The sequence below is a fragment of the Pantanalinema rosaneae CENA516 genome (genome assembly GCF_050753385.1).
Classification (GTDB): domain Bacteria; phylum Cyanobacteriota; class Cyanobacteriia; order Leptolyngbyales; family Leptolyngbyaceae; genus Pantanalinema; species Pantanalinema rosaneae.
Genome location: NZ_JBLZFZ010000021.1, coordinates 36,831 through 58,150, shown reverse-complemented (window position 1 = coordinate 58,150; position 21,320 = coordinate 36,831). Strand labels below are relative to the sequence as shown.

The window sequence follows — 21,320 nt, the reverse complement described above, 5'->3', positions numbered from 1 at the left end:
TACCTGATGTAGTATTACAAACCTTCTCGTACATACTCTCCTTTTATGCTTTGAATAAAAGGCTCGTCTATTCGCGTTTGTCTTAAAATCTTTTTGACATCGAGGTTCATAATTCTACTTTCAGTCCTGAGCGACTGAAGCGCTAAATCATAAATCTCCTTAAGTTTATTTTCAAGTAACCGAACAGCAGCGTCCCTCAGAATGTCATCTAGTAATCTAAGTTCTCCGGAGGTTATTTCTTCCCTAAGTACAGGACAAAAAGCTTGAAAGATTGAGCAGGGTAGGGTTTCATCAGAATTACGACACTCATCAGAAACCCTATGAGCCAATATAGCGAATTAAGGCGAGTCCTCCAAGCCCAATTGAACTGGCATGGAGCCAGGATTTCATTTCTGGCTTTGTTTTTGTTAGCCTTGCTGAAAGTCAAAACGGTAAATTTAAGCGAACTATGTTTAGGCTTTGGCGGCAAGGCTTTGCCCGAATCGAGCTACAAGCGGTTGCAGCGCTTTTTTCGAGAGTTTGACCTGGATTACACCGAACTGGCGACCCTGTTGGTGAGTTGGATGCAAATTCCACCAGGGTGGGTGTTGAGCCTGGATCGCACGACCTGGAAATTCGGGAGTCATTGGCACAACATTTTGACCTTAGGCATTGTGCATGAAGGGGTTGCCTTCCCGATTCTGTGGTGGCTGTTGGATAAAAAAGGGAACTCCAACAGCGACGAGCGGATGCGGTTTATGGAAACCTTTGCCAAACGATTTCCCACCGCTCGGGTGAACTGCTTGTGTGCGGATCGCGAGTTCGTTGGCCAAGCCTGGGTGCGCTATCTCCTGCTCGAACCGGCTTTAGCCTTTCGCTTACGGATTCGGGACACCGACCAGATTGAGCACGATGGCAAGGTCCTGGCGGCGCGGGTCGTCTTTGCCCATCTGCAAGTCGGTCAATCTCAAAGACTCACTGGCACTTGCCGGGTCTGGGGTTATCCGGTTGCTGTGGAAGCCCTGCGACTTGAGGATGGGGAGTTACTCGTGGTCATTGCGCCCGTCCACACCCAGAATTTGGTTCAAGATTACGCCAAACGTTGGTCGATTGAAACCTTGTTTGGCATTTTCAAAACGCGGGGTTTCTGTCTGGAATCCACTCACTTCACCGATGCCGAGCGGTTGAGCAAGTTGTTCGCCTTGTTGACCTTAGCTTTATGTTGGGCCATGAAAACAGGCGTATGGTTGCATCAATGGCAGCCGATTGAGATGAAAAAACACGGTCGTCGTGCCAAAAGTTTGTTTCGCTTAGGATTCGATTATTTGCGCCATTTGGTGCTCAATCCATCTGCGTCTAATGGGTCCGACTTTTTGCAATCTCTACAACTTTTGTCCCGTACTTAGGAACTACAAGGTGTCTCACAAACTCGTCAATGTCCGTGCTAAAGCTACTCTCATCTAGTAGCACAGCATCATCAGGGCACTCAGGAAGTTCAGTAAAGGGAGCATTATCCATAGCTATACAGCACAGCTTAGCCTAATAGAGTTCCTTGAAAAGTTATCAGTACTCTACCAAATTCAAACAATTCGCGCCACCAATTTGATAACAATGATACAGTTTTTCTAAAACACAGCTGTACAACTGTTTTCAAGACAAATTATTGATCTGATTTAATGCTGTTTCTAGCCCTTCTAGTTGGTGAATACCTGTGAGTAGCAAAAAGGAGAGATGGCGGGGTTCAACAGTGTTCGCCTACTGTATCGGCAGGAGGGAGCTGGGCAATCCAGCTGTTCTTTCCAGAACTACTTGGAAAATGCTCTCCTATCTCTCAATGTTTTCCATGTCAAATATTCGAGTGTTAGGATTTCTTGGCTAGCACAGAGGTATAGATGGCAAGACCTAACTATGGACCGCAAGCGAAGAAGCGGGCTAAACGTCTGTTTGAAGCCCTGGTTACCTATGCTAATTATGAACTGGACGATGTTGAACACCTATCCATTCAGGTGAACTGGCAGACAGAGAAGCGATTGGTCGTCAAAACAAAGGTACGATTTTTGCAGGCACTGACGGCCAAAGATCGCTATGAAGGGGCTTTAACAGGGGAGCAGATCAAAGAAGCGTTGAAACGCCTTCAGGATTTCATGGATATTCTGGAGGATAACCGAACGGCTACTCAGGGAGCAGAAGATTGGCATTTTACCCTAAGCCTGTGGTATCGACGACGAGAGCTCTCAGCTAACTTGCAACAGTTTGAAGCAGAGTGGGAACGGCGGCGACCGTTACGATCGAAGCAAGCGACGGGGGATGAAGAGGAACCGTTATTTCAAGAGATAGCTGAAACTCCAGGGTCAGTAAAGCCTGAAATGGTCCAGCATCAGGACTGGGGAGAAGCCCCAAATGTATCGACGTTGTATGGGCGAGAAAATGAGCTGGCGGTGCTCCATACCTGGATTATGGATGAGTGTTGCCACCTGGTTACAGTGCTGGGAATGGGAGGAGTCGGTAAAACAGCCTTATCTATCAAGCTGGCGGAGCAGGTGCAGGATGAGTTTGAGTATGTGATTTGGCGATCGCTTCGCAATGCTCCTCCTGTGGAAGAGTTGCTGACCGACGTGATTGGCTTTCTCTCAAACCACCAGGTTACTGATCTGCCAGAATCTTTGGATGGACGCATTTCTCTCTTATTGAATTATCTTCGTCAAGCCCGATGTTTGCTGGTACTCGACAATGGCGAATCGATTTTGCAGACGGAGCAGCGGGCTGGAGGCTACCGCGCAGGCTACGAGAGCTACGGTCAGTTGTTGCGAAGTGTGGGAGAGTCCATTCATCAAAGTTGTCTAGTGTTAACCAGCCGCGAAAAACTGAGAGAATTGGGTACGAAGGAAGGTAAGGATCTCCCTATTCGGTCTTTGAAATTGGCAGGATTGATGCAATCTGCTGGAGAGGAGATCCTACGAGAAAAGGGATTTCAAGTATTGGAAGCGGACGGGAGATCGCTAATTGCCCATTATTCGGGTAATCCCCTGGCTTTGAAGATGGTGGCGACGACGATCCAGGAGGTCTTTGGCGGAAATGTGGCATTGTTTCTGGAACAGGGAACCATCATCTTTGGCGACATTTCGGATTTACTGGAGCAGCAGTTTAATCGACTGTCGGCAATGGAAAAGCAGGTGATGTATTGGCTGGCAATTCAGCGGGAATGGATGACGTTGGCAGAGTTGCAGCAGGATATGGTGCCGTCAGTGAACGTGCGATCGCTGTTAGAAACGCTAGAGTCTTTGCAGTTACGGTCGCTTATTGAGAAAAGCGCATCTGCTGAGGGGCGATCGGTCAGCTTTACGCAACAGCCTGTGGTGATGGAGTATGTGACTGAGCAATTCATCGAGCAAATTCATGGCGAAATCATTCAGGGGAATCTGGCACTGTTTAACCACCATGTACTGGTGAAAGCACAGACAAAGGATTACTTGAGAACGGCCCAAATTCGTTTAATTCTCCAACCCCTTGTGGATCGACTCATGGCTCAGTTCGGAAGCCAGGAAGTACTTCGTCAACTGCTGCATCAGGTACTGGCTAACCTGCGGGCACAACCACCCCGGCAGCCTGGATATGGGGCTGGAAATTTGCTCAACCTACTGGGACAGTTAAAGATTCCCATCGGCGAGTTTGATTTTTCTAACCTGACCATCTGGCAAGCCTCTCTGGGAAGTGCCAACTTATGCGGTGTTAATTTTGCAAATGCGGATCTGTTGCGATCTGTCTTTACACAAACCCTGGGCAGTCTTTTCTCTGCCACGTTTAGCCCAGATGGGAGTTTACTGGCAACAGGGATTGATCATGAAATTTGTCTTTGGCAAGTATCAGAGCATCGACCTGTTCTCACGCTCAAAGGGCATACTGCCTGGGTGCAGGCTCTAGCCCTTAGCCCGGATAGACAGGTATTGGCGAGTGGCAGTCATGATCAGACAATTCGGTTGTGGGATGTGGAGACGGGGCAATGCCTTAAGACACTGCGTGGACATCAAAAAGTTGTTCAGTCTCTAGCCTTCAGCTCAGACGGACAAGTGCTGGCAAGTGGAAGCCATGACCAGACGATTCGATTGTGGGATAGGGAGTGCTGGGAATGCCTTCGTGTTTTGTCAGGACATCAGGGGCATGTCTTTTCAGTTCGCTTTACTCCTGATGGAGAAACACTGGTTAGTAGTGGAGCTGATCAAACGGTACGGCTGTGGGATGTCAGGAGTGGAAACTGCTACAAGGTTCATCAGATTCCAGTAAATTGGGCACTTGCGATCGCCCTCAGTCCTAATGGCAGGACGCTTGCAACAGGTAGCGATCATGCAACAGTCAAATTGTGGGATTTAAGCATAGGGCAGTGTACTCGCAGCCTGTTGGATTATCGCAGTGATGTTTGGGCGGTGGCGTTTAGCCCGGATGGGCGACTGCTGGCAACCGCTAGTGAAGATAAGACAGTTCGTCTATGGGATGTGACAACGGGGGAATGCTTACAAACCTGCCAGGGACATGCAGAACGGGTCTGGTTGGTAGACTTTCATCCCCAGGGGCAAACGTTGCTCAGTATTGGGAGTGATCAGGTGCTTAAACTTTGGGATGTGGCATCAGGTCGGTGTATTCGATCACAGCATGGTTACAGCAATTCGGTGTTTGCGATCGCCCTTAGTTCTAACGGGGAAATCCTAGTAAGTGGTGGTGAGGATTACCAGATCCGGTTGTGGAATATGACGACGGGGGAATGCTTCCAGATTTTGCAGGGACATGCTGATCTGGTTTCCACACTGGCTTTTGTTCCAAGCGGGACTGTAACCGCTCTAAATTCGTTGGAGCAATGCCAGTCCCAATTTCTGCTCAGTGGGAGTGATGATGGCACCCTTAAGCTCTGGGACTGCGATCGCGGTGAGTGTTTACGCACCTTTAAAGGACATGATGGTTGGGTTCATTCAGTGAATATCAGCCCAGATGGACGCTGGTGTGTCAGTGGCAGTTGGGATCAGACAGTGAAACTGTGGGATTGTCAAACTGGAGAATGTCTGCAAACTTGGCGAGAGCACAGCAGTCGCGTGAAGTGTGTGGCATTTAGTCCCGATGGCAGGACGGTTGCCAGTGGCAGTGACGACCAGACGGTGAGGCTCTGGAGTGTTGAAACGGGGGAATATTTGCAGACGTTGCAGGGACATGCGGGGGCAGTCAGCGCGATCGCTTTCAGTCCTTGTGGGCAATGGATTGCTAGTGGCAGCGCAGACCAGGTGATTCGAATTTGGGATCTGGCAACGGGAATCTGTCAGCAGATCTGGCAGGGGCATACTCAGCGGGTGCGTACAGTGGCGTTTAGCCCGGATGGGCAGTGGTTAGCCAGTGGGGGTGACGATCGGACAGTGAGGGTCTGGGATGTGACAACGGGGCAAAACACGAAAACGATGCAGGGGCATCGCAAAACGGTGTGGTCGATCGCGGTTCATCCTGTGGCTCAAACTATTATCAGTGGTGGCGAGGATGAGTTGATTCAGGTTTGGGATGGGCAAACGGGGGAATGCCTCAAAACTCTGCGAGTTGCCCGCCCCTATGAAGGGATGAATATCAAGGGTGCGATCGGGCTGACAGCGGCACAACGGGCAACGTTATTTGCGCTGGGGGCGGTGGAACGAGAAGGATGATGGTAAGCTGAGGGCTAGCGGGATTTTGCCAATTTCAGTTGGAGAACGCTCTCATGATGCATCCAGAGAATCAGGAATCCAATCCCTCTGACGATGAGATGGTCAGACAGTTAGTTGTTCCTCGCAATTCGGAGGACAAAACGGAATCGGATGGAGCACGTGACCCGAAAAAGACAGAACGGGATGCTGTTGCTCCTAATACAGACCAACTGGAACAGCTTGAAGGCATCCGCAAGCCGATTGAACCCAAATAGTTCAACTCGTTGATGCCGTTTACTCGGCGATGGGCTTGGGTGGAAAGACGCATTTTACAGTGATTTCAGTACTACATCCGGCTTTGCCATTGGCGATGTAGGGAACTCCAGTTTGCACATCAACATTGACGCCAAATTTCAAGGTGACTTCGCTGACTTCTGCCAGTCCCAAGTTTTTGAAGGCGTTTAAGGTGTAGAGAGTGTGGGCACGAATCGTGCGTTCCACAGCTTGGAAACTTTGAGTGATTTGCCTGCCAGGGTCGGTAGGGGTGAGACCAGGGATGCCCCGTTTAGGATTGTCAGTATCCCTAGAGGGACGAGGGATAACTGGAGGAATCTCTGCTATTGAGTTGTCCGCAGCTTCGATATAGATCAGGCTGCCATCATCGAGTTCGAGGGGGGTGAGTTGTGCCATAAAAGTTGTTTTGGTTGTCACTAGTTTGATTTCTGGCTAGGGGCAAGGATAGTCATTACAGGATATTGAGAGTCTCTTTAAGGTTGCCTGTTTTTGGTGTTTGAAACAATCTCCTGAATTGAAGGGTGTTGTAATAGAGCTTGGGTATCAATGATTAATTTTTTGCCCCAAAGGTTTTCTTTTAAGTAGCTGAGGTCACTGACTTTAGCGTTCTGTTTGATCGCGGTTTCCGCCAACTTAATCACTTTGTTTGTTTGACCTTGATGGCGGTACAGGGCAACTGCCAGAGCCAGGTTAGGCTCGGCTGCGGTACTATCAAGGGTGAGGCATCGTTGCCAGAGACGAATGGCTTCATCAATCTGGTTTTGCTCATAACGAATTAGCCCCATTTTCATTACAGGCTCCCAGAAATTGTCATTAAGGGCGCTTGCCTTTTCATAATGAACAATAGCTTCATTCAATTTACCTTGTATGGCTAGCACATTTCCTAAGCCGTTGTAAATATAGGCATCGTTGGGGTCAAGCTTAATTGCCGTTTGATAAACAGCAATGGCTTCATCAAACTTCTTCTGTTCATATAGCGCAACTCCTAAGTTACTGTAGGCATTGGCATCGTTGGGGCTAAGTTTGATCGCCGTTTGATAGGCAGTAAAGGCTTCATCCCACTTTTTCTGGACGCTCAGCGCAATTCCCAAACCAATGTATGGATAGGCATCGTTTGGGTCAAGCTCAATCGCTTTTTTATATATAGCAATGGCTTCATCCAACTTCTTCTGGTTATATAGCACAAGCCCAATGTTGTAGTAAGCAACGGCATAATTTGGGTCAAGCTCAATTGCCTTTTTATACATGCTAATAGCTTCATCCAATTTCTTCTGGTCGTTCAGCACAAGCCCGATGTTGTAGTAAGCAACGGCATAATTTGGGTCAAGCTCAATCGCCTTTTTATATATAGCAATGGCTTCATCCAACTTCTTCTGGTTATACAGCACATTCCCCAAATTGTTGTAAGCAACGGCATAGTTTGGGTCAAGCTCAATCGCCTTTTTATACATAACAATGGCTTTATCCAACTTCTTCTGATTACTCAGCACAAGCCCGACGTTGTAGTAAGCAGCGGCATAGTTTGGGTCAAGCTCAATTGCCTCTTTATACATGCTAATAGCTTCATCCAATTTTTCCTGCTTATACAGCGCGCCACCCAGATTGTTGTAGAAATAGGCAACATTAGGATCAACCTTAATCGCTTTTTTATACATACTAATAGCTTCATCAAACTTCTCCTGTTCATCCAGCACAAGCCCGATGTTGTTGTAGGGATCGGCATAGTTGGGATCAAGGATAATCGCCTTTCTATACATAGTAATAGCTTCATCCAATTTTTTCTGCTTGTTCAGTACATTCCCCAAGTTGTTGTATGGATAGGCATCATTGGGAGCAAGCTCGATCGCTTTTTTATACATAGCAATGGCTTCATCCAATCTCTTCTGGTTATACAGCGCAAGCCCTAAGTTGTTATAGGGATAAGAAAAGTTTGGGTCAAGCTCGATCGCCTTTTTATACATAGCAATGGCTTCATCCCACTTCTTCTGATTACTCAGCACATTTCCTAACCCATGATAAGTAAAGGCATGGGCTTTAACTTTAAACCCTTGCTTACTGGCGACATTAATAATTCGATACGGGCTACCAGTATCACTTGTCCCTTTAAATCCAGATAGAGAGCTGTCTAAACTACTGTAGGCGAGAACGGGTATGCTTACTCGGGAACCTAATACATCCGGTAGTTTCAATGCTTTTTGATAAATTGCAATCGCTTCACTAAACTTCTTTTGCTCATTTAAAGCATATCCAATATAAATATGTATAAAAATATTTGTAGGTTCTTTTTCAAGAGCTTGCTGATAGATAGCAAGTGCTTCATCTGGTTTCTTTTTATCTCTTAATATGTTTCCGAGGTCAATATAAGCCTGGATGTTATTAGGATCATATTCAACAGCTTGGCGATATGCAACAACTGCTTCGTCCAAGTTCTGGTTGTCATACAAAGCAATTCCTAAATTGTAATATGCCGCTGCATAACTGCGATCAATTTTAATGGCGCTCCGATAAGCTGAGATAGCTTTGTCCAGGTTCTTACGGCTATATTGGATTAGTCCAAAACCCAGCCATGCCATCGGGTTATCCTGTGATTGTTCCAGCACTGCCTGAAAGTCTGACAATGCCTGCTCATTCATCTCCTTCTCCAGATAAACAAACCCTCGGGCTACAAGGACGAAGGAGTTACTAGGGTTTTGTTTAAGAATTTGGTCATAAATTTTTAAGGCTTCATCCGATTTGTCTTGTAACCTTTGGGTTTCAGCCTGGCTCAGCGCCCAAACATCTTTCAGATCCCGTTCAACTGTTTGCCGTTGGGTCTGTGCGCTTTGCAATTGTGTGTTTGCCCGTTGCACATCCTGTTGAGCCTTTTGCTCTACCTGATTAGCGGTCGCAACACGCTGTTCTGCATTCTTGACCTCCTGCTCAGCCACCTCAACCTGTTTTTTGGACTGCTGGACAATCCGAGCTTGCTCCACTTTTGCGGTGCTCAAAGCTTGTTGAGTCTGCGCTAAGTCTGCCTTTGCTTTCCCAGCAACTTTCTTTTCTGCATCTGCATGTTGCTTCAAAGTTTGTGCACGTTGTTTCTCTGCATTAGCTATCTGAGTTGCCATATCTCGTGCTTGGAGAGATTGAGCTGTTTCCTGCTTGGCAACCTTCGCATCCTGTCTAGCTGCAATAGCCTCCGATTGGAAATTCCTTGCCGACCATCCCGCCAGTGCCGCTACCACAAGGCTCGCTCCCATCACCGATGCCGCCATCTTCAGTCGAAAATTGGCTTGACGGTTGGCTGTAGCAAGAATCTGGTTGGCTTCTTCCTGGGCATTGAGCGCAAGCTGAACCAACCGCTTATCAACCTCTTGGCTGGCATTGAGGAACTGGTAATCCTGGTCACTCAAGCTTTTACCCGCAGCCCAGGCTAAGGCATCCTGTAACGTCTGTCCCCGGAGCAGTCGGGACTCTTCTTGGCAGGCTGATGCAATCCAGGCATTTAGTTCTGTCGCATAAGGACGCAATTGCTCTAGGGCTTGCTCAAACCAATTCTGATCAAATACCTCCCGATAAATCCGGTTGTAGATTTGTAGTGTGTTGCCTCGCTTCACTACTAGTCCAGTCAACCGCAGTGCTGCCTGCTCAAGGCTGCCGTCTGCCGGAATCGACCCCTGCTGCACAATCTGCTGGCACATGCCCAATAGTCGCCCCATCTGCTGTTCTCCACTCAGCAAAATGCGATCGCGAATCGTCTTCAAATGTTCTGGCTCATCCTGAGCTTCCCAGTTTTCGATAATGCGTTGTCGGACTAAGCTCTCTACCCAGGCAGCTTCTTCACCAGTAGCAACGGTTGTTTCAGCACTACGAATCAGTTTACATACCTTCTGTGTTAGAAACGGCTGTCCTCCAGTCCAGTCCAGCACCATCTCCATTAATGCCTGAGAATTCCCTACAGTTGCCAGTCCGGTTTCCAGTGGTTTTGCCTCCTGGGGCTGAAATCCCGTCAGTTCGATCGCCTTACCGATGTTAAATGGCGTTAACCGCCGATCTTGGATCAAGTCAGATGGGGTGGAGACTCCTAGTAGTGTAAACGTGAGACGACGATAATTCGGGCGATCGGCACGACGGTTGTAGCAATCGCGAATTACCGCAAAGAAATCATCCAGATTAAAACTGAGGCTTAAAACACTATCAATTTCGTCAATAAAAATGACAATACTTTCTTGAATAAACTGGAGTAGAACTGTTTCAAAAAATAGACTCAATCGCTGCACGGGCGATAGTAGTTCCTGCTCTTTCCACCAACTGCGTAAATCAAAGTCCGTATAGAGATCAAACCCATTCACCAGATTATTAATAATGCCGCCATACCATTGTTCTGGTGTAAGCGTTGCTGTTCCAATGGAAGTAATGTCGATCGCAGCACAGGCATACCCCTCTTCCTGTAACTGCTGCATCACCTGCACCCGCAGACTAGATTTACCCATCTGCCGGGAGTTCAGTACATAGCAAAACTCTCCTCGCTTCAGGCTCTCATACAATTCGCGATCAGCTTGGCGCTTCACATAGGTTGGTGCCTCAACAGGCAAACTGCCACCAACCTGGTAGTCATAGTTGGGGAGAGGGGGCTCGTTCATTTGCTTACTCCTGAGAGAGGGCAAGACTTTGACTAATCGTGAACTGATACCAATAGATGTTCATAATCGTTATGCTCCTCCTCGCAGAGCTTCTAGCTCTTTCGGGGCGAAGGGATGCCTACCTTCTTTCAGGGCTTCGTAAGTAAAGGGGTAGGTTTCTGGTTGGGGATTTTTCAGCCAGGATTCTAAAGCATTGACCCAGCGTTGTCTTCGCGCTTTCGAGGCTTCATCGGCTGTTGAATTAATGAAAGCCTTGAAGTCGGCAGTTGCACCTTTAGCATCACCTGTGAGTACTCTAGCCAGTCCGCGGCTATCCTTGATGCCAGCACTGTCAGGAGCTAATGCAACAGCCTGCTCACAAGCATCGATAACCTTAGCTGCAAAACCGTTGAGACTACCGTTCCAACAGAGAGTATTCCAGGATGAAGAATCTATATTGATGTCTGGATTACGCCTCTGAGCCTCTGCAAAAGCAGCTAAAGCTCCATCTACTTTGCCGTCTTGAACTAGCTCTTCGCCATTACTAACCAGGAAATAAGCATATTGTTTGTCTGCTTCGATCTTTGGATCAATCCCCAAATTAGGCTTCCATAGGAGGGCTTGGCGGAAGGTATTAACCGCTTCTTCTAGCTTCCCGTTTCTGGCTTGAGTTTGACCTACTTCAACTAAGTAAGGTGCTGCTTTTTCAATTCTTTCTGGGCTTTGGCAAGCTTCTAAGTTAACTAAATTCTCAGGATGCGTAATGAGATAGTCATTCAGATAAAGACATCCTTCAGACAATAAGCGCTCTGTGTCACCCGCGAAAATCTTCCAAATTCTACCAGTTCCATCTGCTGAAGAACTCAATAGATGCTTCCCATCTGGAGTAAAGGTCACAGCCCAAACACGACCTTTATGACCTTTAAACTCCTGAAGTAAGGATCCATCAAGATCCCATAGGCGAATAATACTATCATCCGAGGCTGTCGCTAGTTGGCTTCCATTGAGACTGAAATTAATGCTGGCAATGCCGCTTTGATGCCCTTTAAGTTCTCTCATAAATAAGCCTCTAATGTTCCATATATACGCAGTTCCATTTATAGAAGCAGAAGCAACCATTTGACCATCAGGACTAAAATTCACGCTCCGTACTCCTCCACCATGTCCCTGGAATTTCTGGATCAAAGAACCTTCTAAGGTCCACAAACGGACTTTACCGTCTGATGCAGCAGTAGCGATCTGCTTACTATCGGGGCTAAAGACTACGGCATTAATCCAACTTTGATGTGCCATAAATTCTTTTTTAACTTCACCATTCAAATACCAAAGATGGACGGCCCCGTTAGCTGAGCCAGTCACAACCCATCGCCCATCAGGGCTGAAAGCTACACTATATATTTCAGATACATTTTTTCGATAAGGTCGATTGAATTTTCGTATTAGAGAACCATTAATGTTCCATAAATGAGCAGTGCTTTCTAAATCCGAAGCAGTCAATATCTGCTCACTATCAGGGCTGAAATCGATACTACCAATTCTACCTTGACTGTGAGCCTTGAATTCTCTGACCATCAAACCAGTAGATTCCCATATTCGTACTGTACCGTTGCCGTCTCCAGTAGCTATCCACTTTCCATTAGGGCTAATTTTAATGCTTCTTACATCGTCTTCGTGACCTTCAAGTATTCTCACTAATGAATCATCAGTAGATGTTGACCATAAACGAATTGAATTATCAGCAGCAGCAGTTAAAATGTACTTTCCATTGCGGCTAAAAGTAATATCGTTAATAAAGTTTATATGTCCCTTAAACTCGTTCTCAAGGCTTCCATCTAGAGCCCATAATCTAGCAACACCATCATATGCTCCTGTCGCAACTTGTTTGCCATCAGGGCTGAAACTAACAGTAAATATTGATCCTTGATGCCCTTTGAGTTCCTGAATTAATTTTCCATCTAAGTTCCATATCCGAGCAACTCGATCTTCTGAAGCTGTCGCAATTTGTTTGCCATCAGGACGAAAATTGATATCTCTTACAGGTTCATTAGAAACTTTGATTTCACGTACTAGAGAACCGTTCCAATTCCAGAGTCTAGCTGCTCCATCCGATGAGGCAGTAACAAACTGTTTCCCATCCGGACTAACACTGAGTGCATTAACCCAGCCTTCGTGTCCTTTGTACTCTTGTGCTAGCGTACCGTCAAGATTCCATAAACGAGCAGTGCCATCTGCTGAGCCTGTTATTATATGTTGTCCGTTTAGGTCGAAAGCTATACTGCTAATATGTTTTTGATGTTTTTGAAATTTTCGTAATAGCTTGCCATTAAGCGTCCAGAGACGAGCAGTCCCATCTCCTGAGGCAGTAGCTATTTGTTTACCATCAGGACTAAAAGCAACACCGTAGATTACTTGGTCATGCCCTTTGAATTGCTTAACCAAGCTACCATCGAGATTCCACAAACGGACTATGCCATCTCCTGCTGCAGTCACAAAATGCTGTCCATCAGGGCTAAAGCTAGCACTCCATACACGCTCATGGTGTCCTTCAAATCGATTTTTCTCGTTGACTTGGAATAAGATTTCCTGTAATGAGGAGACTGGGCTAACGGGACGGTAACTACCTGATAAATGACGAAAACCTGGCAAAGCCTCTAAATCCTGAACTGCTCTCATCGCCGAAATTAGTCCATCTATCTGGTTATATTGGAATTGATTTAGAGCCTCTGTTCCAGCTCGTTCTAAGCGTGCTACTTCTTGTACTCGAAACAGAGTTCTATTCGCCCAAAGTCCAGTGATGACTGCTGCAACTATAGAACCCAGCAAAATTACGGAGCCAAACTGAATTCGTTGCCTAGCCTTTCGATTCGCCTCCGCTAGAACCGTCCTTTCCTTCCTCTCTACCTCCAAACTTCGCTCAACTTCCCGCTGCTCAACTTCCTGGCTCGCCGCCAAAAACTGATAATCCACGTCATCCAGCCGTTTATCCGCTGCCCAAGCCTGCGCCGCCCTTAACGCCTTACCCCGCAGCAATTGCGACTCATCCAGCCGCCCCGACTCCACCCATCCATTCAGTTCCAACCCGTAGGGGCGCAGCTTTCCCAGTTCTTGCTCAAACCACTGTGGGTTAAACACCTTCTGGTAAATTTGGTTGTAGATCTGTAGCGTTCCTGCCTGCTTCACCACCAACCCCGTCAGTCGTAGTATTGCCTGCTCTGGGCTTCCATCCGCAGCAATACTGCCCTCCTGTAGTATTTGCTGACACATTCCTAGTAAGCGCCCCACTTGGCGATCTCCACTCAATAGAATCCGGTCTCGAATCGTCTTCAGGTGTTCCGGTTCATCTTGGGCTTCCCAATCGGCAATCACCTGTCGCCGCACGATCTCTTCCACCCATACTGCCTCTGCTCCCGGTGCAGGAGTATCTCTACCACTGCAAAGCAGCTTACAGACCTTCTGGGTGAGAAACGGTTGTCCACCTGTCCATTCCAGCACGGCTGACATCAGAACCTGAGCATCCCCAATCTCAGCCAGTCCTGCGGCGAGGGGGGAAGCTTCGTTGGGTTGAAAACCGATAAGAGCGATCGCTCGTCCAATATTAAAGGGAGTTCGTCGTCGATCTTGAATTAAATCAGATGGCGTTGATACACCCAGAAGGGCGAAGGTCAGCCGTCGGTAATCCGGTTGATCTGCTCGGCGGTTATAGCAATCTCGAATGAGGGCAAAGAAGTCATCCAGGTTGAAATTTAGACTAAGAACGCTATCAATTTCATCAATGAAAATAACAATATTCGATGCCACTTCCTTGAGTAGCACTGTCTCAATAAACTGGCTTAGTCGTTGCACAGGCGATAGTAAATGGTGTTTCATCCACCATTCGCTCAAATGAAAGTGATCGTAAAGATCAAAGCTGTTCACCAGATTATTAATAATGCCGCCATACCATTGTTCTGGTGTAAGCGTTGCTGTTCCAATGGAAGTAATGTCGATCGCAGCACAGGCATACCCCTCTTCCTGTAACTGCTGCATCACCTGCACCCGCAGACTAGATTTACCCATCTGCCGGGAGTTCAGTACATAGCAAAACTCACCCCACTTCAGGCTCTCATACAATTCGCGATCGGCCTGGCGTTTCACATAGGTTGGCGCCTCAACAGGCAAACTGCCACCAACCTGATAGGTATAGTTTGGAGGAGTTGCAGCCATCAGCCCACCTCCAGACGATTTGAGAAATACTGCCAGTACAGAGTACACAATGGAATGACATCATTTCCCTTTGTTTTCACAATTCCCATGCTGCGGAGCTTAAAGGCCTCAGCTGAACCGACTTGTACCACGTTTATGGGACCAGGATTGGCAAATACCTTTCTGGCAGCTAGAAATAGCGCATCATCGGCTCTTAAATTCAGCAGATGCCGCCGTAAATGATCACTGTAAAAACTTTCCTCCGTCGCAGCGACCTGCTTTAAGGTTTCCAGAGTGACTCGACCCTTGGCCAGTTGGTAGAATGCCATCCGCACCAGAAAGGGATGTCCTCCAAACAGACTCATCACCTGCTCAAGTTGTTCATTCGACCAGTCCAGCCCATGTTTGAATACCAGTTCTTGGACCTGAGAAGTTGTCAGCAAGGGTAATTCAACGGCGACTCCTACGTTAAAGGGAGATTGGTTAATATTCAGCGGAATGTAAACCTCCTTGGAATGGCTCAATACCAACCGTAGTTTTTGCCAGACTCGATTATTTTTCGACTTTTCATGCCAAGCTCTCAGCAAACCAAAGAAATCGACTGCCACCTCTGGGTGTTTGAAAACTTCATCCACTTCATCCAGCCCAAGTGCTAGGGGATGTTTTACCTCAGCCAGTAAGTACCGCTGAAAATAATTGGTACATTTATCCTTGCTGCCCAGGAAATCATCTGCCCAGTACTCATTGATTTTGTTGGGCAATCCCAACTCGTTCGTGATACAGGCGCAAAACCACTTCAAAAACTGATCGAGATCAGTTAAATACTTGGCATCCGCAGATTGAAAACTCAACGCCGCTATCTCATAGTCCTGCTGCGCAGCAGCGTCCAGAATGCGTGATAACAGCGAACTTTTACCCATCTGTCGGGGAGCCTTCACCCGAATTAGGGCTCCCGGTCGCAAAATGGTTTCGTAACAATCCACCTCAATGGGAGGTCGTTCAATATAAAAGGGTGAATCTAACGGGACTTGTCCCTCAGGAATTTCAAGGGGAGCAACTGGAACAGGAATAGGTGATGATTCTGGGGGATCCGGAGGGAGCTTGGGCTCTCCTTCAGAAGGTGGAGTAGGAGGTGGTACAGAGATCTGTCCCTCCCGAATTTTAAGCACAGGGGTTGAAGACTCAGGAATGCTTTCCAAATCAATGGATGTGCAACCTAACTCATAGGCCTCTTCAAACGACCGCCCTGCTCCCAGAGCATCATAAAACCCTTTGGCAAACTCAATCGCCGCGCGATCTCCAACTGCCTGATTCATCCCTACCACGTAGTTGATGTGCTTGCAGATAGCATTTGCCTGTACTTCTGAGTAACAGGCATTCAAAAAAACGCAGTGGATGTTGTCTTTGAAGAATTTAAATAGTCGGGCTAAAGAGGCAGTGCTTACGAGCTGCATCTTCCCAGAATTATTTTCCAGCGCAATACCATGACTCCCACCCCCATGACCTGAAAAATGGACAATTTGGGGAGTGTATTCTAGCAATGCGCGTCGTAAGTCATCCACCCGCACAGCACTCTCAACAATGATTTCATAGAGGTCGTGCTTTTTAGCCAGTTTTAAGGCTTCTTTAATCTCTCGAAGCTCTTCATCAAGGCGTAGCTTATCCGTATCCTTAGGATTCGCAGACAGAATCAGGATCTTAATCTTATGCATGGATCTATTTACCTATAGGGGCAATAGGTTAGAGATTGGTAGCTGCCGTACAGGACGTGCCTATTCCAAAGAATTTTCTATCTGAAGCATAATACCAAAATTATTCAAAGTTTTTAACTAAAACTCATTCGTTAAAGAGACTTTACAGATTTGAGTAAAACATATCAAGCAGCAGTTGCAAACTCAGCTATTGTATTTGCCGTATCACAAAAGCTTTAAGAAGAAAGGTAGCCATTTTACCTGTAATAGTTAGTCAAGATCAGCTTCTTCATAGCCTTCTTAAAGAACTTGGGGGATCACTGAAGTAAATTATTTTCCCTGAAGTTCTCAGTTTCTTTGCTTCAAGGCTTTCAGATGTTTCACACCTGAGGTTTCTTAGGGGCAACTCCACTGGCGATAGTGAAATTGTCAAACCTAAGAGTGCAAAACTTCAGGCTGCTCCATAACTCAACCTGCTAAGTTCCAACACCTTACTCAAGAATGGAGTTCTACTATGACGACCTCGATTGCCCCTATTCGAGGAGCGAACTGTTTCAAGTCTGTATTCAATTCTAATGCGACTGGATATGACAGAGTTAATGCTTACTTACTCATGGTTGCCAGTCGCTTGATCTTCCCTGATCAGCTAGGTATCAACTGGACAGATCTTTGGAATGTTCATCAAACCTTTGAAGGTCGGTTCCGTCCTTTAGGAGTTGATCAGTTCGATTTTGCCAGCGATCTTGCCAGCCATCATCAATACGACACCGATGGCGTTGTTATGTCAAACAACGAAGTCATAATCGTTGTATTTCGAGGTACGGAACTTTCTGCTAGTTGGAGTTCTAGAGTCCGAGACTTTATCAGAACCAACACCAACATTGTGAAAGCACCCATGAGTGATTTTGGTACTGACATCAAAGTTCATTCAGGATTTTGGAATGCTTTTCAAGAAGTTCGAGACGACATCATTCGTTTGGTGAACAAGCATCGAACATCTCAACAGAGAATTTGGGTGACAGGCCATAGCCTGGGTGGTGCACAGGCGGTACTGACTGCGATCACCCTCCAAGCCCAAAGCATACCTGTTCAGGGGCTCTACACCTATGGATGTCCTCGCATTGGCAATGAACAATTTAGCCGCTTGTTCGCCAGGATGAATGTTCAGCGTTATGTCTATGCCCTGGATCTGGTACCCATGCTACCAGACGATCTGTTCCTGGGTTATCGCCATGTTGGTAAGACAAACAACATTCGTGTCCTACCATTTCCTGGTGCGGGTCCCTACGATTCTTCACTCGACCTTGATTCGCCTGAAGTTCGGATGTGGGGCAACGTAAAAGACCATGACGTTCAGCGATACGAAGCGGCGTTGTTCCACAACTTAAGGTTTCAACCCAATCAACAAGGGAATGTTCCATTACCTGCACTTCAACACTAAAAGGAACTAAAACTCAACGCATCTTACCTCTGTTTAGAAGTGCTGAAACGCTTACTACCACGACTCAACGTAGTAGGAAAAGGGTGCTTTACCAAAATAAACGACTAACACACTCTGTAAATATGTTCAAAGGAGACAATTATGTCTAGGTTATCGTTGGGTGGAAAGGTTTTCTACAACGACATGCAAACCCCTGTCGTCAATGCCCAAGTTCAGATTTATGACCTCGACCAAGGCGGCAACGGCAACGACAAAATCTATGAAGGGAAAACCAACGGTAACGGCGAATTTTCAGGTTTATCACAGGAATGGATTGATCGAAACACTATCCGGTTTGACACTCCCTTCGGTCCTTTTACACAAGAAGTACCTGATATCATGGCTTTGGAGTTTCGTGTGGTAGTCGATGGGCAAGCCCACAAGGGTCCTTACTTCCATGTCGGTGATAATAGATCAGTTCCGATCGTGATGCCTATCACGCCTCCTGTCACCAAAACTCAGCGTGAAGTCATTCACCTGATTACCCTAAGCGAGGCAATGGATGGAGCCAATAAGCTGCTGTATGAAGCAGTAGAGATGGGTGCCAGTTTAGCTTCTAATACAATGCTAGGTCCAAACTATGGCAAAGTTCATTTGCTGGAGAAGGATCAGGCAACCCTCTCAAACCTTTGTCATCAGTTGGAGCAGGTAGCAGCCAAATCATCAGTTAAAGCGGTTGATTTGTTGATTTCACCTCATGGGTTAAACAACAGAATCTACTTCTATCCCAATGAAGGGGTCGCAATGGCTATGGTGGCAGATAAGCTCAAATCCATTCCAGAGATGTACCGTCGTAAGTTCCGCATGGTATTCTCAACCGCCTGCTATGGAGCATCCCATATCGATGAGTGGTTAGATGGCGGCTTCCAAGTTGCCTCTGGATCCGAGAAGATCTATGCTGACTCCCTCCTGAGTTTCCCGGCCTTCTTAGGAACCTGGGTATTAGGCGGTAGCTTTCAGGAGGCAATTAATGCGGCTAATGCAGCTGATCCGTTGCGGATACAGGATAGGCTGGCCAGTGCCAAATTTGATGCAGAAGGTATTAGCCAATATGCAAAAGATGTCAACAGCTATCGGCGTGTTGGTGGTAATGGTAATCTGCATATTTCCTCCCTGCCTGCTTGAGAAATTTTAGGGTCTTGCCGGATAAACAGGTTAAGAACCGACCTCTGACTTCTCGTCTGTTACCTACCAAAAGCCTCTGTTCGCATTAGATCAGAGGCTTTTCTACGACGAAATTTCCTGCCAGAATTCATCGGTTGATACTCCTCTATCACCTGTTGTCAGAACCTCTGAGCAGGTAGATTGCCCTCCTCCTCGGTAACTTCTCATCTCCCATCAAAACGATCGAATACCTGATGCGCCACCGATCTCCCAAGCCCTTTCTGTCAATATTTCCACAAAATAAAAAATTCCATGATTTGCTGTGCATCCAATCCAGGTAATTACTGTGCGCCGGAAGCTACTCCCTCAATCCCCAGTTACTTAAAGACCGCCCGTAAAATGGCATCGGCAGACTCTGGGTAAATGTGTCTCCTGCCCCACCGCCCTCGAAACAGATAAAGACGATCGCTAGGGAGGCAATCTCGTTTCTAGTTGCAATGGTACCTCTCAGCATGGAAGCTATCTGAGCCAGAAGCCTGAAACCTCGTATTTGAGAGGTTTCTAGAGAAATAAAATCTGCGCCATCAATTTGAAAACACTTGAGAGCATAAATTTCTGCCTGAAATTGGCTTACAGTCGCTAGCTAAGATTTACCGTCCTGTTAAAACTGAAAGCCTCATGTAGCAGAAGTTTGAGCGATCGAAAATCCGCGCCACGAATTTGAAGACCTTTAGAGACTTAAGTTACAGTAGCCAAAAAATTTATTTCTATAAAATAAAACTTTCGCGCCATGAATTTGATACTAAAATTTAGTAAGTCCTGACGGGTTTCGAGGCAGTAAAAACGATAGAATCTATACCTTAAAAGATTTTCACGCTTTATGATGCCGCGCCACGAATTTGAAAGCCGCGCCATTTTTCGTGAAAACGTACATCAGCCATCTACTCTTGGCATGTTCGGAGTTTTGCAGACCCCTGCCTCTTTCATTCTTCCCAATAGACTAGATTGTAATAGAGGCGACGTGTAAATAACCTAAGTACGGGACAAAAGTTGTAGAGATTGCAAAAAGTCGGACCCATTAGACGCAGATGGATTGAGCACCAAATGGCGCAAATAATCGAATCCTAAGCGAAACAAACTTTTGGCACGACGACCGTGTTTTTTCATCTCAATCGGCTGCCATTGATGCAACCATACGCCTGTTTTCATGGCCCAACATAAAGCTAAGGTCAACAAGGCGAACAACTTGCTCAACCGCTCGGCATCGGTGAAGTGAGTGGATTCCAGACAGAAACCCCGCGTTTTGAAAATGCCAAACAAGGTTTCAATCGACCAACGTTTGGCGTAATCTTGAACCAAATTCTGGGTGTGGACGGGCGCAATGACCACGAGTAACTCCCCATCCTCAAGTCGCAGGGCTTCCACAGCAACCGGATAACCCCAGACCCGGCAAGTGCCAGTGAGTCTTTGAGATTGACCGACTTGCAGATGGGCAAAGACGACCCGCGCCGCCAGGACCTTGCCATCGTGCTCAATCTGGTCGGTGTCCCGAATCCGTAAGCGAAAGGCTAAAGCCGGTTCGAGCAGGAGATAGCGCACCCAGGCTTGGCCAACGAACTCGCGATCCGCACACAAGCAGTTCACCCGAGCGGTGGGAAATCGTTTGGCAAAGGTTTCCATAAACCGCATCCGCTCGTCGCTGTTGGAGTTCCCTTTTTTATCCAACAGCCACCACAGAATCGGGAAGGCAACCCCTTCATGCACAATGCCTAAGGTCAAAATGTTGTGCCAATGACTCCCGAATTTCCAGGTCGTGCGATCCAGGCTCAACACCCACCCTGGTGGAATTTGCATCCAACTCACCAACAGGGTCGCCAGTTCGGTGTAATCCAGGTCAAACTCTCGAAAAAAGCGCTGCAACCGCTTGTAGCTCGATTCGGGCAAAGCCTTGCCGCCAAAGCCTAAACATAGTTCGCTTAAATTTACCGTTTTGACTTTCAGCAAGGCTAACAAAAACAAAGCCAGAAATGAAATCCTGGCTCCATGCCAGTTCAATTGGGCTTGGAGGACTCGCCTTAATTCGCTATATTGGCTCATAGGGTTTCTGATGAGTGTCGTAATTCTGATGAAACCCTACCCTGCTCAATCTTTCAAGCTTTTTGTCCTGTACTTAGAGTAAAGATAACAGAAATGGGAAACGACTTGAGTTTTTCTGTCAAAGTTTGGGACTGAAATTTCCCAGTGGGGGTTAAACCGTAGCGATCGCCTCGGTTAGAAATCATATGCAAGCAGTTGGCTTCGCTCTTCCCATGACGGATGAAGTAGAGTGTCATTT

At 46.8% G+C, this 21,320-nt stretch carries 11 protein-coding genes; 5 read left to right on the top strand and 6 right to left on the bottom strand.

The features are described 5' to 3' along the window. Positions 1-320: 320 nt before the first annotated feature. The 3 genes from ACN4EK_RS14095 (at position 321) to ACN4EK_RS14085 (ending at position 5,908) form a co-directional block, all read left to right on the top strand. The gene (locus tag ACN4EK_RS14095; RefSeq protein ID WP_431656348.1) at positions 321-1,385 is read left to right on the top strand and encodes an IS4 family transposase; all 1,065 of its coding nucleotides are present in this window, start codon (positions 321-323) and stop codon (positions 1,383-1,385) included. A gap of 486 nt (positions 1,386-1,871) precedes the next feature. Then, on the top strand, positions 1,872-5,654 hold the full coding sequence (locus tag ACN4EK_RS14090; protein ID WP_431658581.1) for a WD40 domain-containing protein: 3,783 nt from the start codon (positions 1,872-1,874) through the stop codon (positions 5,652-5,654). A gap of 53 nt (positions 5,655-5,707) precedes the next feature. Next, positions 5,708-5,908, top strand: coding sequence for a hypothetical protein (locus ACN4EK_RS14085; protein WP_431658579.1), 201 nt, complete (start codon positions 5,708-5,710; stop codon positions 5,906-5,908). A gap of 19 nt (positions 5,909-5,927) precedes the next feature. Here the strand turns inward: ACN4EK_RS14085 and ACN4EK_RS14080 are convergent, their stop codons facing one another. The 4 genes from ACN4EK_RS14080 to ACN4EK_RS14065 form a co-directional block, all read right to left on the bottom strand. Continuing rightward, positions 5,928-6,323 (bottom strand): CU044_2847 family protein, encoded by a 396-nt coding sequence (locus ACN4EK_RS14080; protein ID WP_431658577.1) that lies wholly within the window; start codon positions 6,321-6,323, stop codon positions 5,928-5,930. A gap of 77 nt (positions 6,324-6,400) precedes the next feature. Beyond that, the gene (locus ACN4EK_RS14075; RefSeq protein ID WP_431658576.1) at positions 6,401-10,549 is read right to left on the bottom strand and encodes a tetratricopeptide repeat protein; all 4,149 of its coding nucleotides are present in this window, start codon (positions 10,547-10,549) and stop codon (positions 6,401-6,403) included. 69 nt (positions 10,550-10,618) lie between these two features. Next, a complete protein-coding gene (locus ACN4EK_RS14070; protein WP_431658574.1) occupies positions 10,619-14,731 on the bottom strand; it encodes an AAA-like domain-containing protein in 4,113 nt (1,370 codons plus the stop codon). Further along, positions 14,731-16,422: an AAA-like domain-containing protein gene (locus ACN4EK_RS14065; RefSeq protein WP_431658573.1), complete on the bottom strand. Its 1,692-nt coding sequence runs from the start codon at positions 16,420-16,422 to the stop codon at positions 14,731-14,733. The genes ACN4EK_RS14070 and ACN4EK_RS14065 overlap by 1 nt, the downstream gene beginning before the upstream one ends. A 493-nt stretch (positions 16,423-16,915) precedes the next feature. Between ACN4EK_RS14065 and ACN4EK_RS14060 the strand changes: the two genes are divergently transcribed. Together ACN4EK_RS14060 and ACN4EK_RS14055 are read left to right on the top strand one after the other, a co-directional pair. Continuing rightward, entirely contained in the window at positions 16,916-17,842 is a 927-nt protein-coding gene (locus ACN4EK_RS14060) for a lipase family protein (RefSeq protein WP_431658572.1), read from the top strand. Positions 17,843-18,025: 183 nt separating this feature from the next. Then, positions 18,026-19,006 carry a transthyretin-like family protein gene (locus tag ACN4EK_RS14055; RefSeq protein ID WP_431658570.1) on the top strand — a complete coding sequence of 327 codons (981 nt, stop codon included), beginning with the start codon at positions 18,026-18,028 and terminating at the stop codon, positions 19,004-19,006. Positions 19,007-20,017: 1,011 nt separating this feature from the next. On the opposite strand, the gene ACN4EK_RS14050 is transcribed toward ACN4EK_RS14055, so the two are convergent. Next, the gene (locus ACN4EK_RS14050; RefSeq protein ID WP_431656348.1) at positions 20,018-21,082 is read right to left on the bottom strand and encodes an IS4 family transposase; all 1,065 of its coding nucleotides are present in this window, start codon (positions 21,080-21,082) and stop codon (positions 20,018-20,020) included. Between the two features lie 53 nt (positions 21,083-21,135). Further along, on the bottom strand, positions 21,136-21,318 hold the full coding sequence (locus ACN4EK_RS14045; RefSeq protein ID WP_431658569.1) for a histidine phosphatase family protein: 183 nt from the start codon (positions 21,316-21,318) through the stop codon (positions 21,136-21,138). Between the last annotated feature and the right edge of the window lie 2 nt (positions 21,319-21,320).